Source organism: Maricaulis sp., assembly GCF_017643475.1.
In the GTDB taxonomy this organism is placed as follows: Bacteria; Pseudomonadota; Alphaproteobacteria; order Caulobacterales; family Maricaulaceae; genus Maricaulis.
This window is the reverse complement of the sequence record NZ_JAEPNI010000001.1, coordinates 861,193-879,393: the sequence shown is the minus strand read 5'-3', so window position 1 is coordinate 879,393 and position 18,201 is coordinate 861,193. Positions and strand designations below refer to the sequence as shown.

The following is an 18,201-nucleotide window of genomic DNA, read 5'->3' as shown; positions in this document are numbered from 1 at the left end:
GAGGTCTGCTTCTTCCCGGGAGCAGATGGTGGAGCCGATCGCGTGACCAAACTGACGACTGTCCAAGCGCTGCGCGCTGTCGCTGCCCTGCTGGTGGCGATCTATCACCTTTTCCTGAACGAACAGGCCGGCATCACCAATAACGGCAGCGAGGAGATTTCCGCGCTACTTGAAACAACCCGCAACGGGTTTGCCGGCGTCGACATGTTCTTCGTGATTTCGGGCTTCATCATGGTTTATGTCACGCAGAACACTGCACACGGGAAGTACGCCAGCCTCGATTTCCTGATCGCTCGGCTGACACGCATCTACCCCCTCTGGTGGTTCTTCTGCGCCTGTTTTCTGGTCATCATCGTCGCAGGAACCGGGCAACTAACGCCCGCATCCTACAACATAGAAGCGGAACAGACCGCGGGCTTCCTGGTCCGGTCATTCCTGCTCTGGCCTCAGGAAAAACTGCCCTATATCGTCGTCGGCTGGACGCTGATCCATGAGTTGTACTTCTACGCGATCTTTGCCGGCTTCATGCTCGCGCCGCGTGCCTGGCTGCCTGTCCTGGCTGGTGTCTGGTGCGTGGTGCTATGCATCGGCGCGACCGCGGGGCTGAGCACCGACCGGGTCGCCACCGGAATCCTGAGCCTCGCATTTCATCCACTGACGCTCGAATTTATCTTCGGAGTGGCCATTGGCTTGCTGGTGACCAAGGGCATCCGCACACTCGCCCTGCCGGCGTTCGTCATCGGCACGACGGTGTTCGTCGGCGGCCTGCTTTTCTTCACCCACGACATGGTCGAGATCTCGCTGAACTGGTCGCGTGTTGTCCTTTTCGGCATACCGAGTGCGTTCATCCTCTACGGCCTCGTCAGCCTGGAACTGGAGAAGGGCTGGAGCGCTCCCTCACAACTCGTCTATCTCGGTGATGCGTCCTACGCCCTCTATCTCGGCCACGTCGTTATCTATCTGGTGGCAACCAAGGCGTTCGAGGTTCTCGCGGCCATCTTCACCCAGCTGGGCATGCCCGCATGGTTGGTTGCCGCATTCTCACTCGGGCATTCCGGCCCAGTGGATAATCTGCTGTTCGGGGTATTTGGATTCAGCGGGGCATTGATCTGCGCCGGCCTCACCTTCTCCTGTCTTGAAAAGGGGTCTCTTTCCTGGCTGTCAGGGAAACGACGTGCCCTCATGCAACGCGTCCGGATGGACGACTAGGTCAGGGCCCCAAACACGCCCTTCCGGTTTCGTCGCGCACGTGTAAACTTCCCGACAGATTCAATCGGGGAGTAGATCATGGGACGAATAGCCAAGGCATCCTGCACCACCGCCATCATCCTGGCGCTGGGTGCCTGCACGCCGGCCGAACAAGGCGGGGGCACCAACTCCGCGACCGAGACAACATCAATGGAGACGGTTCCGCACGACGCCGCCACCTTCCATGAAACCACGTCTTTCGGCATGGCCTCCGGCGGAGGTCACGCTTTCTCGGCGACGGATGGCCGCATCCTCATCAGCTCGGACGAGACCGGGGTGTTCAACGCCTATGCCGTCGACCCTGCAACAGGCGATCGTGAGCAGCTCACCGAATCCACCACCAACGCGACCTACGCTGTCAGCTGGTTCCCGGAGGACAATCGTCTGCTGGTGACAGCCGATGGTGGCGGTGACGAGCTCAGCCATATCTATCTGCGCGAGGAAGATGGTCGCCTTGTCGACCTGACGCCCGGCGACAATGTCCGCGCCATGTTCCTCGGCTGGTCGCCGGACGGGAATGACATGTGGGTCGCCACTAACGAGCGCGACGCGGCGTCCTTCGACATCTACGAGATCGACACGGTGGCATTTGAAGCTGGCGTGGTCTTCCAGAATGATGACAGCCTGCAGATCGGTTCGGTCAGCCCGGATGGCCGCTGGCTGTCCCTCGTGCGCAATCGCACCTCGGCTGACAGCGATATCCTGTTACTGGACCTGTCCGCACCGGGCTCCACGCCGCAGCTGATTACCGAGCATGAAGGCAATATCGCCTATGGCGACTATACCTTCACGCCGGAAAGTGATGCGCTCGTCTACGCGACTAATGAACATGGCGAGTTCAACCAGGCCTGGACCTATGACCTGGCCAACGGCGATACCGCGCCCCTGATCGAGGCGGACTGGGATGTGTCCTTTGTCAGCTATTCCCCGTCCGGGCGTTATCGTGTGCATGGCATCAATGCGGATGCCTCCACGCAGGTGAGCATTCTCGACCGCGAGACCGGCGAAGCCCTGCCCTTGCCGGATCTTCCGGCCGGCGAGCTGCGCAGCGTCCGCTTCTCCCGCGATGAGGGCCAGATCGCTTTCCTGATCAATTCCTCTACCTCGCCGTCAAACCTTCACATGGTCGATCTGGCCGAGCAGGCGCAAAGCCAGCTGACCAACGCCCTCAACCCGGCGATCCGCCAGGACGAGATGGTCGAAGCCAGCGTGGTGCGTTTCGAGAGTTTTGACGGGCTGGAAATCCCCGGGATCATGTACCGCCCGCACAATGCCAGCGCCGACAATCCGGTTCCCGCCCTCGTGTGGGTCCATGGTGGGCCGGGCGGACAGAGCCGTGTCGGCTATTCCGCGACCATCCAGCATCTGGTCAATCACGGTTATGCGGTCTACGCCGCGAACAACCGTGGCTCCTCGGGATACGGAAAGACCTTCTTCCACATGGATGACCGCCGTCATGGCGAGGAAGACCTGCGTGACATCGTGGCTGCCGGCAATTATCTGCGCTCGCTGGACTGGGTTGCTGACGACCAGGTCGGTGTGATCGGTGGTTCCTATGGCGGCTATATCACCGCAGCGGCCCTGGCCTTCCACCCGGAAGAATTCGAGGTCGGTATCAATATCTTCGGTGTCACCAACTGGGTGCGTACACTGGAAAGCATCCCGCCATGGTGGGAGAGTTTCCGCGAAGCGCTGTATGACGAAATGGGTGACCCTGCTGTGGATGGTGACCGCCACCGCGCCATTTCCCCGCTCTTCCACACCGAGAATATCGTCCGCCCGATGCTGGTCATTCAGGGCGCGAATGACCCGCGCGTCCTGCAGGTCGAGAGCGACGAGATCGTCGAAGCTGTTCGAGCCAATGGCGTCCCGGTTGAGTACGTGCTCTTCCCGGATGAAGGCCACGGCTTCCGCCGACGCGCCAATCGCATCACGGCGTCCGAAGCCTATCTGACCTTCCTGGAGGAATATCTGAGACAGTCCGGCAGCGCTGAGTAAATCAAGAAGGCCCGCTCAACCGAGCGGGCCTTTTTTCTGTCTCGCCTCAGCGTTTCCAGCGAAAGCTGATGAAGAAGCTGCCGAGCGCCCCGGCCAGGAACACCAGGGCGGGGATCATGAACCAGCGCATCGGCGTTGGCTGGCTGACAATGCGATCATCCACCAGCTCGAAATATCGCCGCCCGCCGGGCACATCCTCGATATAGCTGCGACCGTGGAAGTCGCCAACGATGCGATAGTCCTCGTCCAGCCGCGCAACCATGGTGCTCTGGAGCGCCCGCCTCGTTTCATCCTCCAGGGCGACGCTGTCATTGACGATGGCGAAACTGTCCAGGCTTTCCGCGAGTTCCAGCACGCCCTGGGATCGATAATGATACTCGGCGTATTCGGTGTCACGCGATGTCATGACGATTGCCGCAGATGCTGCGGACAGCATCAGGCCCGCCAGTCCCGCGAACATCCAGCCACGCGACAGATTGAGCGCCCGGCTCTCCCGGCTCAGAACCGCATCGCGAACCTGGGCCAGTTCCCGTAGGCGTTCGATCTCGGCCGCCGTGATGTTTTCCGTCAGCTCGGACGTGTCGATATCGAACACCTACACGAGCCGCGAATAGACGTCCTCGGATGGATAGGAACGCCCCGTCTCAAGCTTGGATAGATAGGATTGTTCGATGTCCGCGTGGCGGGCGGCCTCTGGCTGGGTCCAGCCCTTTGCCTCGCGGCATTGTCGAAGATAGTCACCAAATTTCATGATCAGACCAATTCACACTGTTTGTCCGGTGTCCACACCCGGTGAACACAGCGCAGTCTTTGGAATTCCTGCCAGGACTAGTAGCTGAATATTCGGGAATTATCAGGAAACCCCAGCGCTAATCAGTCGAATTTCGATCGTTTTCAATGTCGGCGGGTTGTTAGTCGAGCGAGAAGCGGGCCTTCGCCGCCATGATGCGCTGATAGGATTGCACGATCTCATCTTCCAGCACGTCACCCGCTTCGATCGCCTGCATGACCCAGCTTACAAACTGCTGCGGCAGGTCCATGTTCGGCGCGGCGGAGTTGGACATCATGATAACGTCATTGCCGGCCTGGATGGACTGGATCACGGCAGAACGCTGATCATAGTGCGAGCGGATCGCTCCCATATCCAGATCATCCGTCATGATTACGCCCTTATAGCCAAGGCGTTCCCGCAGAATGCCAGTCAGGACCGGGCGGGAGAAGGTCACCGGCACACCGGTCGGGTCCAGCTCCTGGTGAGTGAGATGTCCGCCCATCACGAATTTGGCATGGCCGCTATCGATCAGCCGCGCAAACGGATCGAGCTCGCTTTCGCTCCAGGTCGCAGTGATATCAACAAAGCCGTCATGGCTGTCACCGCGAGAGCGGCCATGTCCCGGGAAATGCTTGATCACGCAAGCCACATCCTCTGAGTTGAAGGCATCGATAAACCGGCTGGCATAAGCGCTGATCGCCTCGCCATCTGTTCCGTAGGCGCGGCCGTGGCGACCAATGACCGCGTTTCCATCCTCATGCACATCCGCCACGGGGGCGAGATTCATGTTGAAACCGGCCGCCTTCAACTCGCGGGCACCAATGGCGTAGAGCCCCTCAGCGCCTTCCAGCCCGTATTCCTCAACCACCTGGGACGCCCGCGGGATCGAGGTGTAACCCAGATCACGGGAGAGACGCTGGACCAGCCCGCCTTCCTGGTCGATCGCCATCCAGGCCGCCGGGTCGGCTTCACGAAACAGGGCTGCCGAGCCTTCGGCACCTTCGCGCGATCGCACATTGTGACGTAGAAACAGCACTCCGCCCACGCGGCGGTTGGACAGGTGCTCGGCCACCTGCTGGGCACCGGTCGTGTCCGGGCCAGAGCCGATGAAGCCCAGTAGCAACATCTGGCTGATCATCTCTTCCAGGCCGGGTTCGGACCGGGCCAAAGCGGGGGAAACAGATCCGGCGAACGAACAGGCCGCAGCGCCTGCCAGCCATTGTCTTCTGTTGATCGCCATCTACTTCTCTCCAGGACACACAAGTTCAAGCAACAGAATACGTGAGGGCGAACAACGCACAAGCGCGTCATTCTTTCTGAAATGTCATCTTTTGTGAGGCGCTAACGCAGCCGTTTTGCTATAGTGACCGACTTGGCTGTTCTTCTTCTGCGATTAGACACAGCCATTCCCCAGGCCGGTGACGAACTACCCTTCCGTCACCGGCCGCCTTCACACGCGCGCATCCTCAGCAGCGTGGTTCGGCAACCGATTTGCCAACTTTCAAAAAATTTAGAGCCCGGAACGGCGCGCGTTAGGTTGCGTCCGTGAATATGTCCCCATCAAGAGACGAGGGACGGACCATGAAAAAGTTTCTTCTCGCCAGCGCAGCAGCGCTGCTGGCCGGAACATCAGCCATCGCCCTAGACGGCGCGGCTAACCCTGTAGTTGAAGTACGCGGCTCCGATGGCAGCCAGACCCTGCACATTTCCGACGGTGCCACGAATACCCGTATCCGTATCGGCGGCCAGACGGTCGAGATCCACGATGGCGTGGTCATAGTCGATGGCGAGCGGATCGAGCTGGGCGATGCGGAATATGTTGTCATCGACGGCGATGATGTCCGTGTTGTCGAAGGCTCCGGCCGCGGCTTCCATATGGAGTTCGCAAACCACCATGCCATGGCCACCCACATGGCTGGCCTGGCTGAGAATCTCAACCACACGATCGTCGCCAGCTTTGATGGTGATTTCGAGTTCGACTTCGATCACGCTGAATTCGCGGAGATGGCCGAAGAACTCGCCGAAATGGAGATTCACCTCGGCGAGCTGGAAACCATGAATTTCGAAGCGGTTCATGCCGATGCCCTGCGCTCGATGGAAGAGGCGTTAGCCAATCTCGATGAAGGCCATGTCACCGTTGATGGCCGCGACTGGGACGAACTTTCCGACGAGGAAAAGGAAGAAGTTCGCGAGGAACTCCGCGAAGCCCGCGAGGAGATGCGCCTTGAATTCCGCGAGATGCGTGAAGAGATGCGCGAGGCCAGCCGCGAGATGCGTCACGCAGAGCGTGAGCGCGAACGGGCCCTGCGTCATACGCGTCGGGAAGTCGAACGTGCCCGTCGTCGCGCTGATCGCGAGCACCGTCGTGAAAGCGAAGAGGAGCGTCGCGAGCGCCACGAGGAAATGCGTGAACGCGCCGAAGAGCGTCGGGCGCACATCGAGGAACGTCGGGCTCACGCTGAGGAACGTCGCGCCCATGCCGAAGAACGCCGCGAGCAAGCCCGCCGCATGCGGGTTCACGCCGAACGCGCCCGCAACGTCATTCGCGAACGTTTTGGTGATGATGCCAGCGTCCGTATCGAGGAAGACGGTGACGGCAATCGCCGGGTCTGGGTCGATGGCGAGGAACAGACGGGTGACGATCTGACCAACTGGCTCAACCAGCTCGAAGCTGATCGCCTGGATGGTGGCAACTAGTCACAAGCAAATTCCGGAAAATCTGGAAAAAAGAGGGGCTGGCAAACGCCAGCCCCTTAATTGACGGTTGGTCGATAAAGGGCGTCTCCTCCCCGAAACGCCAAGGACTGGACGGTCAGGCCCTGTCCTGTTCGCGACCGTGGCTGAGCATTACGTATACGTCAACCCCAACGCCCTGAAATTTAATCTTAGCCTGTTGATAAAAGCACTTGTATTCCGCCTACTTGTAGCGGGATACAACCTCATGAACGCCGGCGATCCAGCCCTCACGGTCCACCGTGATCTGGGCCGGCTGTTCTTCGCGCCACTGCTTGTTGTCCTCGATGTCCGCAGCTAGGCGCGCACCCAGTTTGAGATCCTTGATCGTGACCTTGCCGTCCTCGCGCTCGTTCGAGCCGACGATGACCGCAGCAAAGGCACCACGACGGTCCGCATACTTCATCTGCTTGCCCATATTGCCGCCGCCAACAAAGGCTTCCGCACGCAGGCCAGCCGCGCGCAGCTCCTGCGCCATGGCCAGGTATTGCGCCGACTGCCCCTTTTCTGCGGCAACGACCACGACCAGCGGACGCTCGTCTCCGATGCCGCCACGCCCGAGCGCGCGCAGCGCTGCAGCAAAACGGCTGACCCCAAAGGAGAAACCGGTGGCCGGAACCGCCTGCCCCGTAAAACGCGCGACGAGGTCGTCATATCGACCACCACCGCCAACCGAGCCGAACTGGATCGGATTGCCATCGTCATAATGCGCCGTTGCCAGCAACTCAGCCTCGTAGACCGGCCCGGTGTAGTAACCCAGCCCGCGCACGACAGACGGATCAAAAACCGCCCGGTCATTGCCAACACCAATGGCGCTGAGCACCGCATCGATCTCGGTCAGTGCTGCAACGCCGGCACGCCCGGCTTCCGATCCGCTGACCAGACCTTCCAGTCGCGCGATGACTTCGCCGCGGCTGCCACCGCCCGCATCCAGGAAGTTGAGAACCGTGTCGATGCCGGCCGTATCCAGGCCTGCGCCCTCGGTAAAATCACCCGACTCATCCTTGCGACCCCCGCCCAGCAACAGCGCGACACCTTCGCGGCCGAGACGGTCCAGCTTGTCGGCTGCGCGCAGCACCCGCATGCGACGGTCAGGATCCGCCGCACCGATCGTTTCCAGCACACCATCCAGGATGCGGCGATCATTGACGCGGACCAGGAAATCGCCGGTGTTGAGGCCAACGGCACTCATCACTTCGGCCGCCAGCGCGATCATTTCCGCATCAGCAGCCGGACTGGCGGAACCGACCGTGTCGGCATCGCACTGGACAAACTGGCGGAAACGCCCCGGACCCGGCTTTTCATTGCGCCAGACATCGCCCGCCTGATAACGGCGATAAGGCTTGTTGAGATCCTGATAGTGTTCGGCGACAAATCGAGCCAGCGGCGCGGTGTGATCATAACGCAGCGACATCCACTGGCCGTCATCATCCTCCAGCGCAAACACGCCCTCATTGGGACGTTCCTCATCCGGCAGAAATTTGCCCAGCGCTTCGGCATACTCGAAAGCTGGCGTCTGCAGAGGCTCGAAACCCCAGTCATCATAGACTTGGCTCGCCTTCGAGATCAGATGATGTTCAGCCCTCAGCACGTCACCGGTGCGGTCTTCAAAACCGCGGGGTTTGCGGGCTTTGGGGCGATAGCTTTTCTTGGCACTCATCTGATGCTCTCCAGAATGTCACATCTCCGGATGATTATCCGGCTTGTCGGAGGGGTCCGCCTCTTTCAATATCCAAGGCGGTGGTGAAGACCAGTGTTTTCACCAGTAAGCACGGGAAAATGCCTTTCGTTCACCGGATTGCAAGCCCGTTCAGTCAAGATGCCCTCGATTAGGGTGTCCCAGCGTGTGGAGTTGTCAGTGCGTCGCCTGGTTTTGAGTATTGCGTCTGTCATCGGTCTCAGCGCCTCGGCCCTTGCGGGTCCGGGAACGGATTTCTCCGAGTTTGCTGCAGATTTGCGTGAACAGGCGGACGAACGCGCCGTTCTCGCAGCCTCGACGCCCGCAGCACCTGCCCAGCCGCTGGACATTGAAGACCCGTTCTATTTCGAGCTGGAACAATTCTCCGTCGACGCCATGCGCCTGTCGCGCGCAATCGCGCAGGCGGACGGCCCGCAGGACCTGCAGTGCATTTTCCGGGGCATGTCCGAAGATGCGGCGGATCGGCTGGAGGCGCTGAACGAGGCGGATAGTTCCGGCGACCAGGCACGGATCTATCGCAATCTTTCCGCCCTGCTGCGTGATGCCGAGGAAATCGCTCCGGCCGTCGATGATGCCGGCGTGGAACTCAGCGGAATGTCCTGCTCGAACGGCTAGCCCGTCGCCGCGCGGATCGCATCCAGGACAACCGTTTCCGTCAGAACATTCGGCAGCACGACAGCCTCTCCACCACCTGCCGGGTAGAAGAGATAAAGCGGCACGCCCGCCTGGCCGTGGGAATAGATCAGCTGGGTGATGTCGTCATCGCGATTGGTCCAGTCCGCCTTCATCTGCACGACATTCGCCGCGTTGAAGGCCGCCTGCACATCACCGTCACTGAGCACACGCATCTTGTTGACCTGGCAGGTCACACACCACGCCGCCGTAACATCGACAAAGACCGCGCGCCCGGCCATTTGCGCCTCTACAACGGTATCAGCGCTCCAGACCTGCTCGTGCTCAGCCACGGTCGAGGTGCTGGTCGCAGCAGGCAGCCGTGCGATGACGAGGACGCTCGCCAGCATGGCAGCAAATCCCAGCGCGCCGATCAGCTTCCACACACCGGCAGACTGTTTCACAGCCCAGATGCCAAAGGACAGGGCCAGGACTGCGATACCGAACCAGAGCACGCCCATGGATCCGGCCTGGATCGACAGGACCCAGACAAGCCACACCATGGAGGCGAACATCGGGAAGGCCAGGAATTGCTTGAACGTCACCATCCAGGCACCCGGCTTGGGAAGGTAACGCAGCAATTGTGGAGCAAAGGCCAGGACGACGAACGGCAAAGCCAGGCCCACACCCATCATGGCGGCAACAGCCAGAACGACGATGGCAGGCTGCGTCAGGGCCAGCCCCAGCGCACCGGCCGCCATGGGACCGACACAGGGCGCAGCAACCACAACCGCGAGCACGCCGGTGAAGAAAGCGCCCTTGGCACCGTCATCATCAGCGAGGCCTGCGCCCAGCCCCTGAACGGAGCCACCGATCTCGAAGACGCCGAACAGATTGAGACCAATGGTGAAGAAGAGCAGTCCGAGAGCGGCCACCACGATCGGCAATTGCAGCTGGAAACCCCAGGCCACTGGCAGGCCGAACTCCCGCAGCCCAACCAGCAAACCGGCGAGAACAACGAAACTCAGCACCACGCCGGCCAGAAAAAGCAGGCCATAGCTGCGCACGCGAGCAGCGTCGGCATGCGCCACCTCAACAAATTTGAGCACCTTGATCGACAGAACCGGGAAAACACACGGCATCAGGTTGAGGATCAGCCCGCCCAGAAAAGCAAACACCAGGATGGTCAGCATGTTGGCGTCCATCGCCTGTTCCGGCACAGGCAGGACAGGAGTTTCGGGAACAATCCCGACTTCGCCAGCACCAAACTGGAATTCAACGACCTCGCGTTCCCAGAAGTCACCGCCAAGGTTGCGCTCGACAGCCAGCAGGCCGGATTGCGGCAGGCTGAGCTCCGGCCCCATCTTGAAACTGGCCTCGTAGGTGAGGTTCAGACGTCCCTGGTCGTCGGTCTGGACCCGCGGCTCCAGGGCGTGCGCGATCAGGGCGCCATCGAAGGGGAAGAAGGTTAACTCACGCCACTCACCGTCGAGAAACGCACCTTCCAGCATCAATACGATCTGATCGTCAAAGCGCTGCATGACACCGGACAGTGCATCGGTAACAGCGGGCTCCGCCTCGATAGCGGCCTGGATCAGCCAGAAGGCGTCCTCTGTATTCCACGGTTCCGGCCCCACATCGATGGTCAGGGAGAGCTCGCGGGTTTCAGGGACACAGACTTCTTCACAGACCTGCCAGTCGGCGACGACATTGAGGGTCAAGCTTTCACCGGAGAAATTCTCGGCTACTCGAACCGGCAGGGCCAGCACAACTTCGTCGTGATAGCCGTAATCCATGATGGCGCCGTCGCCCAGCGGCAGCTCTTCCGGGGCGGGCCAGTAGATCTCACCGATCTCGACACCTTCCGGCACATCCCAGTCCAACTCGATGGGCAGACCGAAATCGCCGGGATTGCGCCAATAGGTATGCCAACCGTCCGGAATGATCTGGTGGAGACCAATATTGAAACTGTCTCCGGGAGCCGTCGCCGCACGTTCAGCAATCAGGCTGGCGTCGATAATCTCTTCCGCCTGCATCCAGTCAGGCTCCAACGACGACGCCCGGGCGCCAGTCGAGAACAGAGCCGCAATCGAAAGAAGAAGCAGGAAAAATCGCATTTACTCGCCCAGAAACCTTGTGGTGTCGGCGGTTCATATAGAGGGAAAAACCCCGCTGTCGAACCAGCCTCGCGGAAAGGTGATGCAGAACGCAAAACGGCCGCGCAAATAGCGCGGCCGCTTCTCGTTCAGGTCAAACGCGAACTTACGCGTTTTGCGGCTGAGCCTGCATGTCCGTGGCAACACGGCGCATGATGCGGTCCCAGCGCTGCAGAGAGATCAGATGAGCCGTGATGACACCAAGGTCACCATTCTTGTGAAGCTCGACAATCTGGTCGTCGCTGAGAGCGTTGAACTTCTCCTGGGATACGCCGAAATAGTCAGCAACCGTGACCGGATTTTCCGGATCTTGCGGGTTGGCAACCTTGATCTCTTTTTTCTCGAACAGGTCGAGAGCAGTGAGACGCTCAACAACAGCCTCGGTGATCTTTGCGTCGCGCTCGAAAGCGGACACATAGTCGATAGCCTGCTGCGTGTATTCGGTCGGCTCGCCCTTCTCGTCGAAGAACGGACGCTCTGCATTCTCGGTGACGACGAAGTCGGCGCCAACATCAATGCAGATCGTGGACGGCTGATCGCCCGGGTTGGACGCGCTGACGAACGGATAACGGCGGACATAGGCCGGAACGTAGTGGTCCGTGTCGAACTGACCATCATTCACGAACAGGTTGGAACCTGCGCGAAGGCCCATGACAACGACCGGCATCTTCTTGTCACCAAGGAAGACGATCGGATAGCTGCCGCTTGCAACGGCGAACTCGGCCGCGATGGCTGGCACAAAATGCCATTCCTTGAGGAAGCTGAACGGGCTGGAAACCGCGTTCACGCCGTAGGTCGCGTGTTTTTGACGATTAAGCGGCTCTACTTCCTTGTAGAGCGGAACTTGTCCGGTGAGGCGCGGCTCGTTGGTCGCTGCGTCAGCCATGGTAGATACCCCTATTAAACGTTTGGGGGTTGATAGCCCATCGACGCGCCAGCATCAATGCAGGCATGCACAACAGGCGCAAAAACCACTGAAAATGAAAACGCCAGGCGACTCAGTCACCTGGCGCTCTCTTCTGAGTTGAAAAACTGTGATCAGAACCGGCGACCGAAACCGAGGCCGATAATGACCGGGTCGATGTCCACATCCGCCGTGATGGCGCCATCGATCGTCACGTCCGTGTTGATATCGATGTATTTCGCATCAACGTTGAAGAACCAGTCATTGCCCATGTCGAAATCGATGCCTGCCTGAACGGCGAGAGCGAGGCTGGCGTCATAGTCGATCGTGCTCAACGCGCTGCCACTTGGCAGGTTCTTGTCGAAGAAATGCGTGTAATTGATGCCTGCGCCGGCATAAGGACGAACGGTACCTTCTGGATTGAAGTGATACTGCACCGTCAACGTGGGCGGCAGCAGCGTTACCTCACCCAGGTCGATATCGTCGGCAGCTGTGCCCACCGCTGAGACATCGTGTGGGGTCACACCCAGAATGAGTTCAACAGCCCACTGATCCTGGAAGAAATAGGTGATGTCGAGTTCAGGCACGATGGAGTTGTCGATATCCACATCGCCGCCGATCGGATCGATGCTCGCGCCTTCATTCGGCATGACGTCGATTGCACGCAGGCGGATCAGCCAGTCGCCACTCTCGGCAAAAGCCGGAGCAGCAGCGGTCATGGCAAGAGCGGTCGCGGCGAGGAGAAGCTTTTTCATGGCTAGGCCCCCTGTTTGTCCCCAGCAAAGATAGGGACTTTGTGGACCTGCCAGTCCGCGCGAGATACTGCGCGTTTCGCCGCGCGTCAGCCTGCCGCGCAGCAGGCTGACGCACAAGGCGTAATACGTTGGATTTACGTTAGAAATCCATCACCAGAGCCGCACGGAAATTGCGACCCGGCAGCGGGAGTGCATCTTTCAGGAAGGACGTGTGCAAACGCGCTTCCTCGTCAGCCAGGTTACGGCCTTCCAGGATGATCCGCATGCCACGATCTTCGAACGGGGTCACAGAGTAGCGAGCGTTGAGCAAGGTGTAGCCCTCGGTCGGAAGCTCGAATTCCGCGACATTGTCCTGTTCCCCGGCCCAGACGACCTCACCATGCAGCTGGTGCACACCCATCTCGGCAGACACACCTGCAGTGAAGGAAAGCGGCGGGATGCGCGGCATGTCACCACCCGCATCGATGGATGCGTTGACATACTCGCCCGTCAGTTCACCGCTCAGATTCCAGCCGGCAAACTCACCCAGGGGACCTTCCAGACGACCCTCGAAGCCGCTGAGGCTGGCGTCTTCCTGGCGGTATTCAACAACCAGGAATTCTTCCTCTTCCTCACCGGTCGGGAAAGCACCGATGAAACCGTCATACTCGGCGTGGAAAGCCGCGCCTTCAAACGCCCAGCTGCCAAACTCGGTACGGGCCGTGAATTCGATCGAGACAGCGCTTTCCACGTCCAGATCCGGGTCACCGTTCTCGACCGTGGAGGTGGCGATGTGCTCACCATCGGCGAACAGCTCCACATCCGTCGGAGCACGCTCGTTGGAGGACAGTGTTACGGCCAGGAAGGTGTTTTCCTGCGGGCGCCAGAAGGCGGAACCGGAGATCGAGAATGTATCGAAGCTGCGAGACGTCCCGGCGGTCTCGATATCGCGGTTCTCCAGGCGAAGTCCGCCCTCAAGACCCCAGGCGCCTGTATCCCAGCGCTCGACCAGGAAGAGACCGAAGTCTTCAGTCAGGGATGGCGGGACAAAGGCTTCCTCGCCCTGCGCAACGAAGTCGCGGGAGAAGGCCTGAATGCCAGCGGCGGAGTCAAGATTGCCACCGCCAAGTTCGATAGTGGAAAAACGCGTTTCGAAACGGCCTTCCCAGCCCTCATTGCTGAACAGCGTGCCGATTTCGTCACCTTCCAGCTCGACATGTTTGTACTCGGCCGTGCCAAAGGAAAAACGAACGCGATTGATGAACTCGGAAACATTGCGGAACTCGCCGCGCAGGTCGTAACGAGTCTGGATGAGATCGATGGCTACACCGCCCTCTTCCTCGTGATGTTCTTCTTCCTCGTCGTGATGATCCTCGTCCTCATCCTCGTCATGCTCTTCCTCGTGGTGACCATGGCCACCCGGAATGCCGTAGAGCGCGTCGGTAGATTTGTAGGACACACCGATGAAGCCGTTCTCGCCGACCCAGGACACACCCACGGAACCGGTTGAGAATTCGAGGCCAGAGTTCTCGACGGTGCCGAAGACTTCTTCCTCTTCCTCGTGATCCTCGTCCTCGTGATCACCCTCGTGCTCTTCTTCCTCGAGGGCACGCGCAAGCGCACTCTCGGAGAAGCCCGGGATGTCATAATCCTCGGCGTCACGGGTCATCATTTCCAGGTTGAAGACCAAGGAACCGGCGTTGAAACGGATCTGACCTGCAGCCGTCTCGCCGTTATCAACCGTGGTGTGGCCAAGATAGAAACGCCCCTCGAGACGGTCTTCAACACGCTCCTCCGGGATGCGACCGTCGATGACGTTCACGACACCACCGATAGCACCGCCGCCGTACGCGATTGCCGCCGGGCCGCGCAGGATTTCGACACGCTCGGCTTCCAGCGCCTCGGAGGCCACGGCGTGGTCCGGACTGGAGGTCGAGGCATCAATCAGGCCAACACCATTATTGAGGACACGCACACGGTCAGCACCCAGACCGCGAATAACCGGACGGCTTGCTGCCGGGCCGAAAAAGGTCGTGGAGACACCCGGCTCATGAGCAATGGTGTCAGCCAGGGAACCTGACAGGTTCTCTTCGATGTGAGTGCGGTCAATCACTTCAACGGAGCCAGTGATCTCGTCAGCACCGGTTTGCAGAACGGTGGACGTGACGGTGATGACTTCAGTTTCCTGAGCCAGCGCCGGAGCCGCCAGCAACAGGCTGGTGGTCGTGAGGAGGAGCGTACGCATAGCAATTCCGATACGTTATTTAGTAACACTGGCGACGTTATAATGTCACACCAACGGCATTGACAAGCACACACACTGGGAATCCTGCACGAACCTCATTACATGTTGCAAATATGAGTCGTTCCCAATCTTCCCAGGCCCTCGAAGCGGCCGAACGCCTGTGCCAGGAGCGCGGCGAACGCCTGACCCCTATCCGCAAGCGCGTGCTCGAGCTCGTGCTGGGCTGGGATGGGCCAGTCAAGGCGTATGATCTGCTCGAGGCGCTGAACCCGGAGGCTGGCACCGCCAAGCCACCAACCGTCTATCGCGCGCTCGATTTCCTGATGGGGCTGGGCCTTGTTCACAAGGTTGAAGCGCTGAACGCCTTTGTCGGCTGCACGCATTCCCACGACGAGGGCGGCGCGGAACTCTTTATCTGTTCCGACTGCGGCACGGTCGAGGAACGCCACGGCTCGGCCACCCCGACCAATGCACCGGAAGGCTTCAAGATCGACCGGTCGGTCATCGAGCATTTCGGGCATTGCAGAAACTGTACGCACTGACAAGCGGAGCGCACGACATGGTCGAGCTCTGGCGCGGCAATGCAAACGCCTGGGAATGTGACGAGCTGGGGCATATGAATGTCCAGTTCTATCTTGCCAAGGCCAGCGAGGCGGTCGGCAATCTCGCCGCCATGGCCGGTCTGGGCAATGTCTTCCGCTCAGACAACTACGCCACCCTGCTGGCGCGCTCCCTGCACATCAAATTCCTCGCCGAGGCCCATCCCGGTGCGCCGCTGATGATCGAGGGCGGGATCACCGGCCATACCGACACGCTGATGCATGCCGAACTGATAATGCGCCATGGCGGATCCGGCCGCGTCGCAGCGACATTCCAGCTGGTGCTGGAACATGTCTCGCCGTCCGAAGGTCGGGCGTTCAGCTGGCCGGATCGTTTTGCCGCGGCCGCCGACACGCTCAAGATCGAAAAAGACCCAACGGCCGCTCCGCGCGGTATCGAGGAATATGACAGCGCCGGCAATGCCTCGCTCGCGCGAGCGGACCAGATGGGTCTGGAACAGATCGGCATGGGCCGTTTCACCGGCCAGGATATCGGCCCCTTCGGACGTATCCGCGCGGATGTATTCCTGGGTCGGGTCTCCAACAGTGTGGTCAATTTCATCGGTGCCTTTCCCGAGGAAGTCGCGTTCCACAAGGGCGAGCTGGACAACCGCATTGGCAGCGCCCTGCTGGAAACCCGCATCCTGCCCCGTCGCTGGCCGCGTGAGGGTGATGGCTATGTGATCCGGTCCGGCCTGAAATCCGTCAGTCCGAAAGTGCGCAATCTCGTGCACTGGGTGCTCGACCCGGCCACGGGCAAGCCCTGGTGGACCATGGAAGGCGTTGCTGCCCCAATGGATCTCGACGCCCGCAAGCTGGTTGAACCCAATGCGCATTTCCGAGCCATGCTCGAAGCGGCTGTGGTCAAGGGCATCCGGGCCTGACACTTGCCTCGACGGTCGAGCTTCGACACTCTCGAACAAAACAAGTTCCGGGGCCCACACGCCTGGACCACACTCTGGGGAAGGTCGAGACCCATGAATATCCGCATCCTGCTGGCGTCCGGCATGCTGGCGCTGTCTGCCTGTGGCGCGCCCACGGCCGACGAGACCCGTCCGCTGCGCCAGAACGTCGTGTTTGACGCCAATGAGATCGCTCGCGACCTGTCACAGGCGATCCAGTACCGCACGATTTCTTCTGCCTTCGATCCCCGCGCCAGCTGGGAAGAGTTCGAGGGTTTCCGCGCCTTTCTCGCCGAGCGCTTTCCCTTGATGCATGCACGGCTCAGCCCTCAGGACCTTGGCGACGGGCAATTGCTCTTCACCTGGACTGGCAGCGATGAAAACGCCCAGCCGGTCGTGCTTCTGGCACACCAGGACGTGGTTCCCATCGAGCCAGGCACCGAGGACCAGTGGAGCTATCCGCCCTTCGACGGCACCATCGCGGATGGATTTGTCTGGGGCCGTGGCACCCTGGACATGAAAGGGCATTTGATGGCCTTGCTTCATGCTGTCGAACGCCATCTGGAAAACGGCACACAGCCACAACGCACCTTCTATATCTCGCTCGGCCCCGATGAGGAGGTGGGCGGACTGGGTGCGCGCCGTGCCGCGCAATACCTGGCCGATCAGGGCCAACACGCCTGGTTCGCGCTGGATGAAGGCGGGCTGACTGTGCTCGACAGCCCTATGACCAACGCGCCGGCAGCGATGATCGGTGTGGCCGAAAAGGGTTATATGACCGTGACCGTCACGGCCCGCGCCCGCGGCGGCCATTCCTCCACGCCCCCGCGCGCCACCGCCATCAGCCTGCTCGCCCGGGCCATCACCGCGATCGAGGAGAACCCGTTCGAACACTCGCTGAATGAGGGACCGACACGCGCCATGCTGGAAGCCATGGCGCCGGAGATGGAAGGCATGGCTGGATTTGCGGCGGCCAATAACGGCATTTTCGGCCCGATGATCCGCGGCCAGCTGATGGAACAGGACGCCGCTCGCGCCCTGATCGGCACGACGATCGCGCCAACCATTGTCGAGGGCGGGGTCAAGGACAATGTCCTTCCCCAGGAAGCCACCGGCACCATCAATCTGCGCCTGCATCCGCGTGACACGGTTGAAAGCGCACTGGAACATCTGCGCCGCTCCGTGGCGCATCTGGACGGCGTGACCATCGAGACCAACCAGTGGGCCAGCAACGCCCCGCCCGTCGCTGATGTTGATGGCGCCGCGTGGGACCTTATCGCCGGCGCCGCCGCGGGTCAGGCAGAACCGGGCACACCCATGGTGCCCTTCATGGTCACCGGCGCAACCGATGTCCGCGCCTTTGCCGACACCGCAGATAATCTCTACCGCTACTCGCCAGCCCGGGCTGTCATGGCCGATGTCGCACGCATCCACGGCGACGACGAACGCATCGCGGTCGAGGACCTCGCCCGCATGTCCGGCTTTTTCTACACGGTAATCGCTGAGGCGGGTGTGGTGGAGGAGTGACCCATCCGCCACACCTGAGGACTTTCAATAACACCGCGCTTGCTGATTTCGCCCAACAGGCGTAATCAGGCT

15 protein-coding genes are annotated in these 18,201 nt (G+C 60.5%); 7 read left to right on the top strand and 8 right to left on the bottom strand.

The annotated features are described in order from the left end of the window. The first annotated feature begins 42 nt into the window (after nt 1-42). Nucleotides 43-1,209, top strand: coding sequence for an acyltransferase (locus JJ889_RS04155; RefSeq protein ID WP_291891718.1), 1,167 nt, complete (start codon nt 43-45; stop codon nt 1,207-1,209). A 78-nt stretch (nt 1,210-1,287) separates the two neighbouring features. Next, nucleotides 1,288-3,246 carry a S9 family peptidase gene (locus JJ889_RS04150; protein ID WP_291891716.1) on the top strand — a complete coding sequence of 653 codons (1,959 nt, stop codon included), beginning with the start codon at nt 1,288-1,290 and terminating at the stop codon, nt 3,244-3,246. Between the two features lie 46 nt (nt 3,247-3,292). Here the strand turns inward: JJ889_RS04150 and JJ889_RS04145 are convergent, their stop codons facing one another. The 3 genes from JJ889_RS04145 to JJ889_RS04135 all read right to left on the bottom strand — a co-directional run bounded on the left by JJ889_RS04145 (nt 3,293) and on the right by JJ889_RS04135 (nt 5,258). After that, entirely contained in the window at nt 3,293-3,841 is a 549-nt protein-coding gene (locus JJ889_RS04145; protein WP_291891713.1) for a hypothetical protein, read from the bottom strand. Then, nucleotides 3,842-3,997 carry a helix-turn-helix transcriptional regulator gene (locus JJ889_RS04140; protein ID WP_291891712.1) on the bottom strand — a complete coding sequence of 52 codons (156 nt, stop codon included), beginning with the start codon at nt 3,995-3,997 and terminating at the stop codon, nt 3,842-3,844. Nucleotides 3,998-4,157: 160 nt separating this feature from the next. After that, entirely contained in the window at nt 4,158-5,258 is a 1,101-nt protein-coding gene (locus JJ889_RS04135) for a glycoside hydrolase family 3 N-terminal domain-containing protein (RefSeq protein ID WP_291891710.1), read from the bottom strand. Nucleotides 5,259-5,599: 341 nt separating this feature from the next. On the opposite strand from JJ889_RS04135, the gene JJ889_RS04130 reads away from it, so the two are divergent. Then, nucleotides 5,600-6,715 carry a hypothetical protein gene (locus JJ889_RS04130; protein WP_291891708.1) on the top strand — a complete coding sequence of 372 codons (1,116 nt, stop codon included), beginning with the start codon at nt 5,600-5,602 and terminating at the stop codon, nt 6,713-6,715. Nucleotides 6,716-6,935: 220 nt separating this feature from the next. On the opposite strand, the gene hisS is transcribed toward JJ889_RS04130, so the two are convergent. Continuing rightward, nucleotides 6,936-8,411, bottom strand: coding sequence for a histidine--tRNA ligase (hisS, locus tag JJ889_RS04125; protein ID WP_291891706.1), 1,476 nt, complete (start codon nt 8,409-8,411; stop codon nt 6,936-6,938). Between the two features lie 198 nt (nt 8,412-8,609). Here hisS and JJ889_RS04120 point away from each other — a divergent pair, with 198 nt between their 5' ends. Continuing rightward, nucleotides 8,610-9,065, top strand: a complete 456-nt coding sequence (locus JJ889_RS04120; RefSeq protein ID WP_291891704.1) for a hypothetical protein — start codon at nt 8,610-8,612, stop codon at nt 9,063-9,065. Here JJ889_RS04120 and JJ889_RS04115 read toward each other — a convergent pair. From JJ889_RS04115 to JJ889_RS04100, 4 genes are all read right to left on the bottom strand, one after another. Next, nucleotides 9,062-11,179, bottom strand: coding sequence for a protein-disulfide reductase DsbD domain-containing protein (locus JJ889_RS04115; protein ID WP_291891702.1), 2,118 nt, complete (start codon nt 11,177-11,179; stop codon nt 9,062-9,064). The two genes, JJ889_RS04120 and JJ889_RS04115, sit on opposite strands and share 4 nt — an antisense overlap. A gap of 145 nt (nt 11,180-11,324) precedes the next feature. Further along, nucleotides 11,325-12,104, bottom strand: coding sequence for a SapC family protein (locus JJ889_RS04110; protein ID WP_291891701.1), 780 nt, complete (start codon nt 12,102-12,104; stop codon nt 11,325-11,327). A 152-nt stretch (nt 12,105-12,256) separates the two neighbouring features. Continuing rightward, on the bottom strand, nt 12,257-12,877 hold the full coding sequence (locus JJ889_RS04105; protein ID WP_291891700.1) for an OmpW family outer membrane protein: 621 nt from the start codon (nt 12,875-12,877) through the stop codon (nt 12,257-12,259). 139 nt (nt 12,878-13,016) lie between these two features. Beyond that, nucleotides 13,017-15,101, bottom strand: coding sequence for a TonB-dependent receptor (locus JJ889_RS04100; protein WP_291891699.1), 2,085 nt, complete (start codon nt 15,099-15,101; stop codon nt 13,017-13,019). A 113-nt stretch (nt 15,102-15,214) separates the two neighbouring features. On the opposite strand from JJ889_RS04100, the gene JJ889_RS04095 reads away from it, so the two are divergent. From JJ889_RS04095 to JJ889_RS04085, 3 genes are all read left to right on the top strand, one after another. Continuing rightward, on the top strand, nt 15,215-15,643 hold the full coding sequence (locus JJ889_RS04095) for a transcriptional repressor (RefSeq protein ID WP_291891698.1): 429 nt from the start codon (nt 15,215-15,217) through the stop codon (nt 15,641-15,643). 17 nt (nt 15,644-15,660) lie between these two features. Beyond that, a complete protein-coding gene (locus tag JJ889_RS04090) occupies nt 15,661-16,584 on the top strand; it encodes a thioesterase family protein (protein ID WP_291891697.1) in 924 nt (307 codons plus the stop codon). Nucleotides 16,585-16,677: 93 nt separating this feature from the next. Beyond that, nucleotides 16,678-18,129 carry a M20/M25/M40 family metallo-hydrolase gene (locus JJ889_RS04085; RefSeq protein WP_291891696.1) on the top strand — a complete coding sequence of 484 codons (1,452 nt, stop codon included), beginning with the start codon at nt 16,678-16,680 and terminating at the stop codon, nt 18,127-18,129. The last annotated feature ends 72 nt before the right edge of the window (nt 18,130-18,201 follow it).

Excerpts from the sequence above, each read along its gene's own strand:
- JJ889_RS04150 (WP_291891716.1), top strand. The coding sequence starts at position 1,288 with ATGGGACGAATAGCCAAGGCATCCTGCACCACCGCCATCATCCTGGCG.
- JJ889_RS04140 (WP_291891712.1), bottom strand. The coding sequence starts at position 3,997 with ATGAAATTTGGTGACTATCTTCGACAATGCCGCGAGGCAAAGGGCTGG.
- JJ889_RS04135 (WP_291891710.1), bottom strand. The coding sequence starts at position 5,258 with ATGGCGATCAACAGAAGACAATGGCTGGCAGGCGCTGCGGCCTGTTCG.
- JJ889_RS04130 (WP_291891708.1), top strand. The coding sequence starts at position 5,600 with ATGAAAAAGTTTCTTCTCGCCAGCGCAGCAGCGCTGCTGGCCGGAACA.
- hisS (WP_291891706.1), bottom strand. The coding sequence starts at position 8,411 with ATGAGTGCCAAGAAAAGCTATCGCCCCAAAGCCCGCAAACCCCGCGGT.
- JJ889_RS04115 (WP_291891702.1), bottom strand. The coding sequence starts at position 11,179 with ATGCGATTTTTCCTGCTTCTTCTTTCGATTGCGGCTCTGTTCTCGACT.
- JJ889_RS04110 (WP_291891701.1), bottom strand. The coding sequence starts at position 12,104 with ATGGCTGACGCAGCGACCAACGAGCCGCGCCTCACCGGACAAGTTCCG.
- JJ889_RS04105 (WP_291891700.1), bottom strand. The coding sequence starts at position 12,877 with ATGAAAAAGCTTCTCCTCGCCGCGACCGCTCTTGCCATGACCGCTGCT.
- JJ889_RS04100 (WP_291891699.1), bottom strand. The coding sequence starts at position 15,101 with ATGCGTACGCTCCTCCTCACGACCACCAGCCTGTTGCTGGCGGCTCCG.
- JJ889_RS04095 (WP_291891698.1), top strand. The coding sequence starts at position 15,215 with ATGAGTCGTTCCCAATCTTCCCAGGCCCTCGAAGCGGCCGAACGCCTG.
- JJ889_RS04090 (WP_291891697.1), top strand. The coding sequence starts at position 15,661 with ATGGTCGAGCTCTGGCGCGGCAATGCAAACGCCTGGGAATGTGACGAG.
- JJ889_RS04085 (WP_291891696.1), top strand. The coding sequence starts at position 16,678 with ATGAATATCCGCATCCTGCTGGCGTCCGGCATGCTGGCGCTGTCTGCC.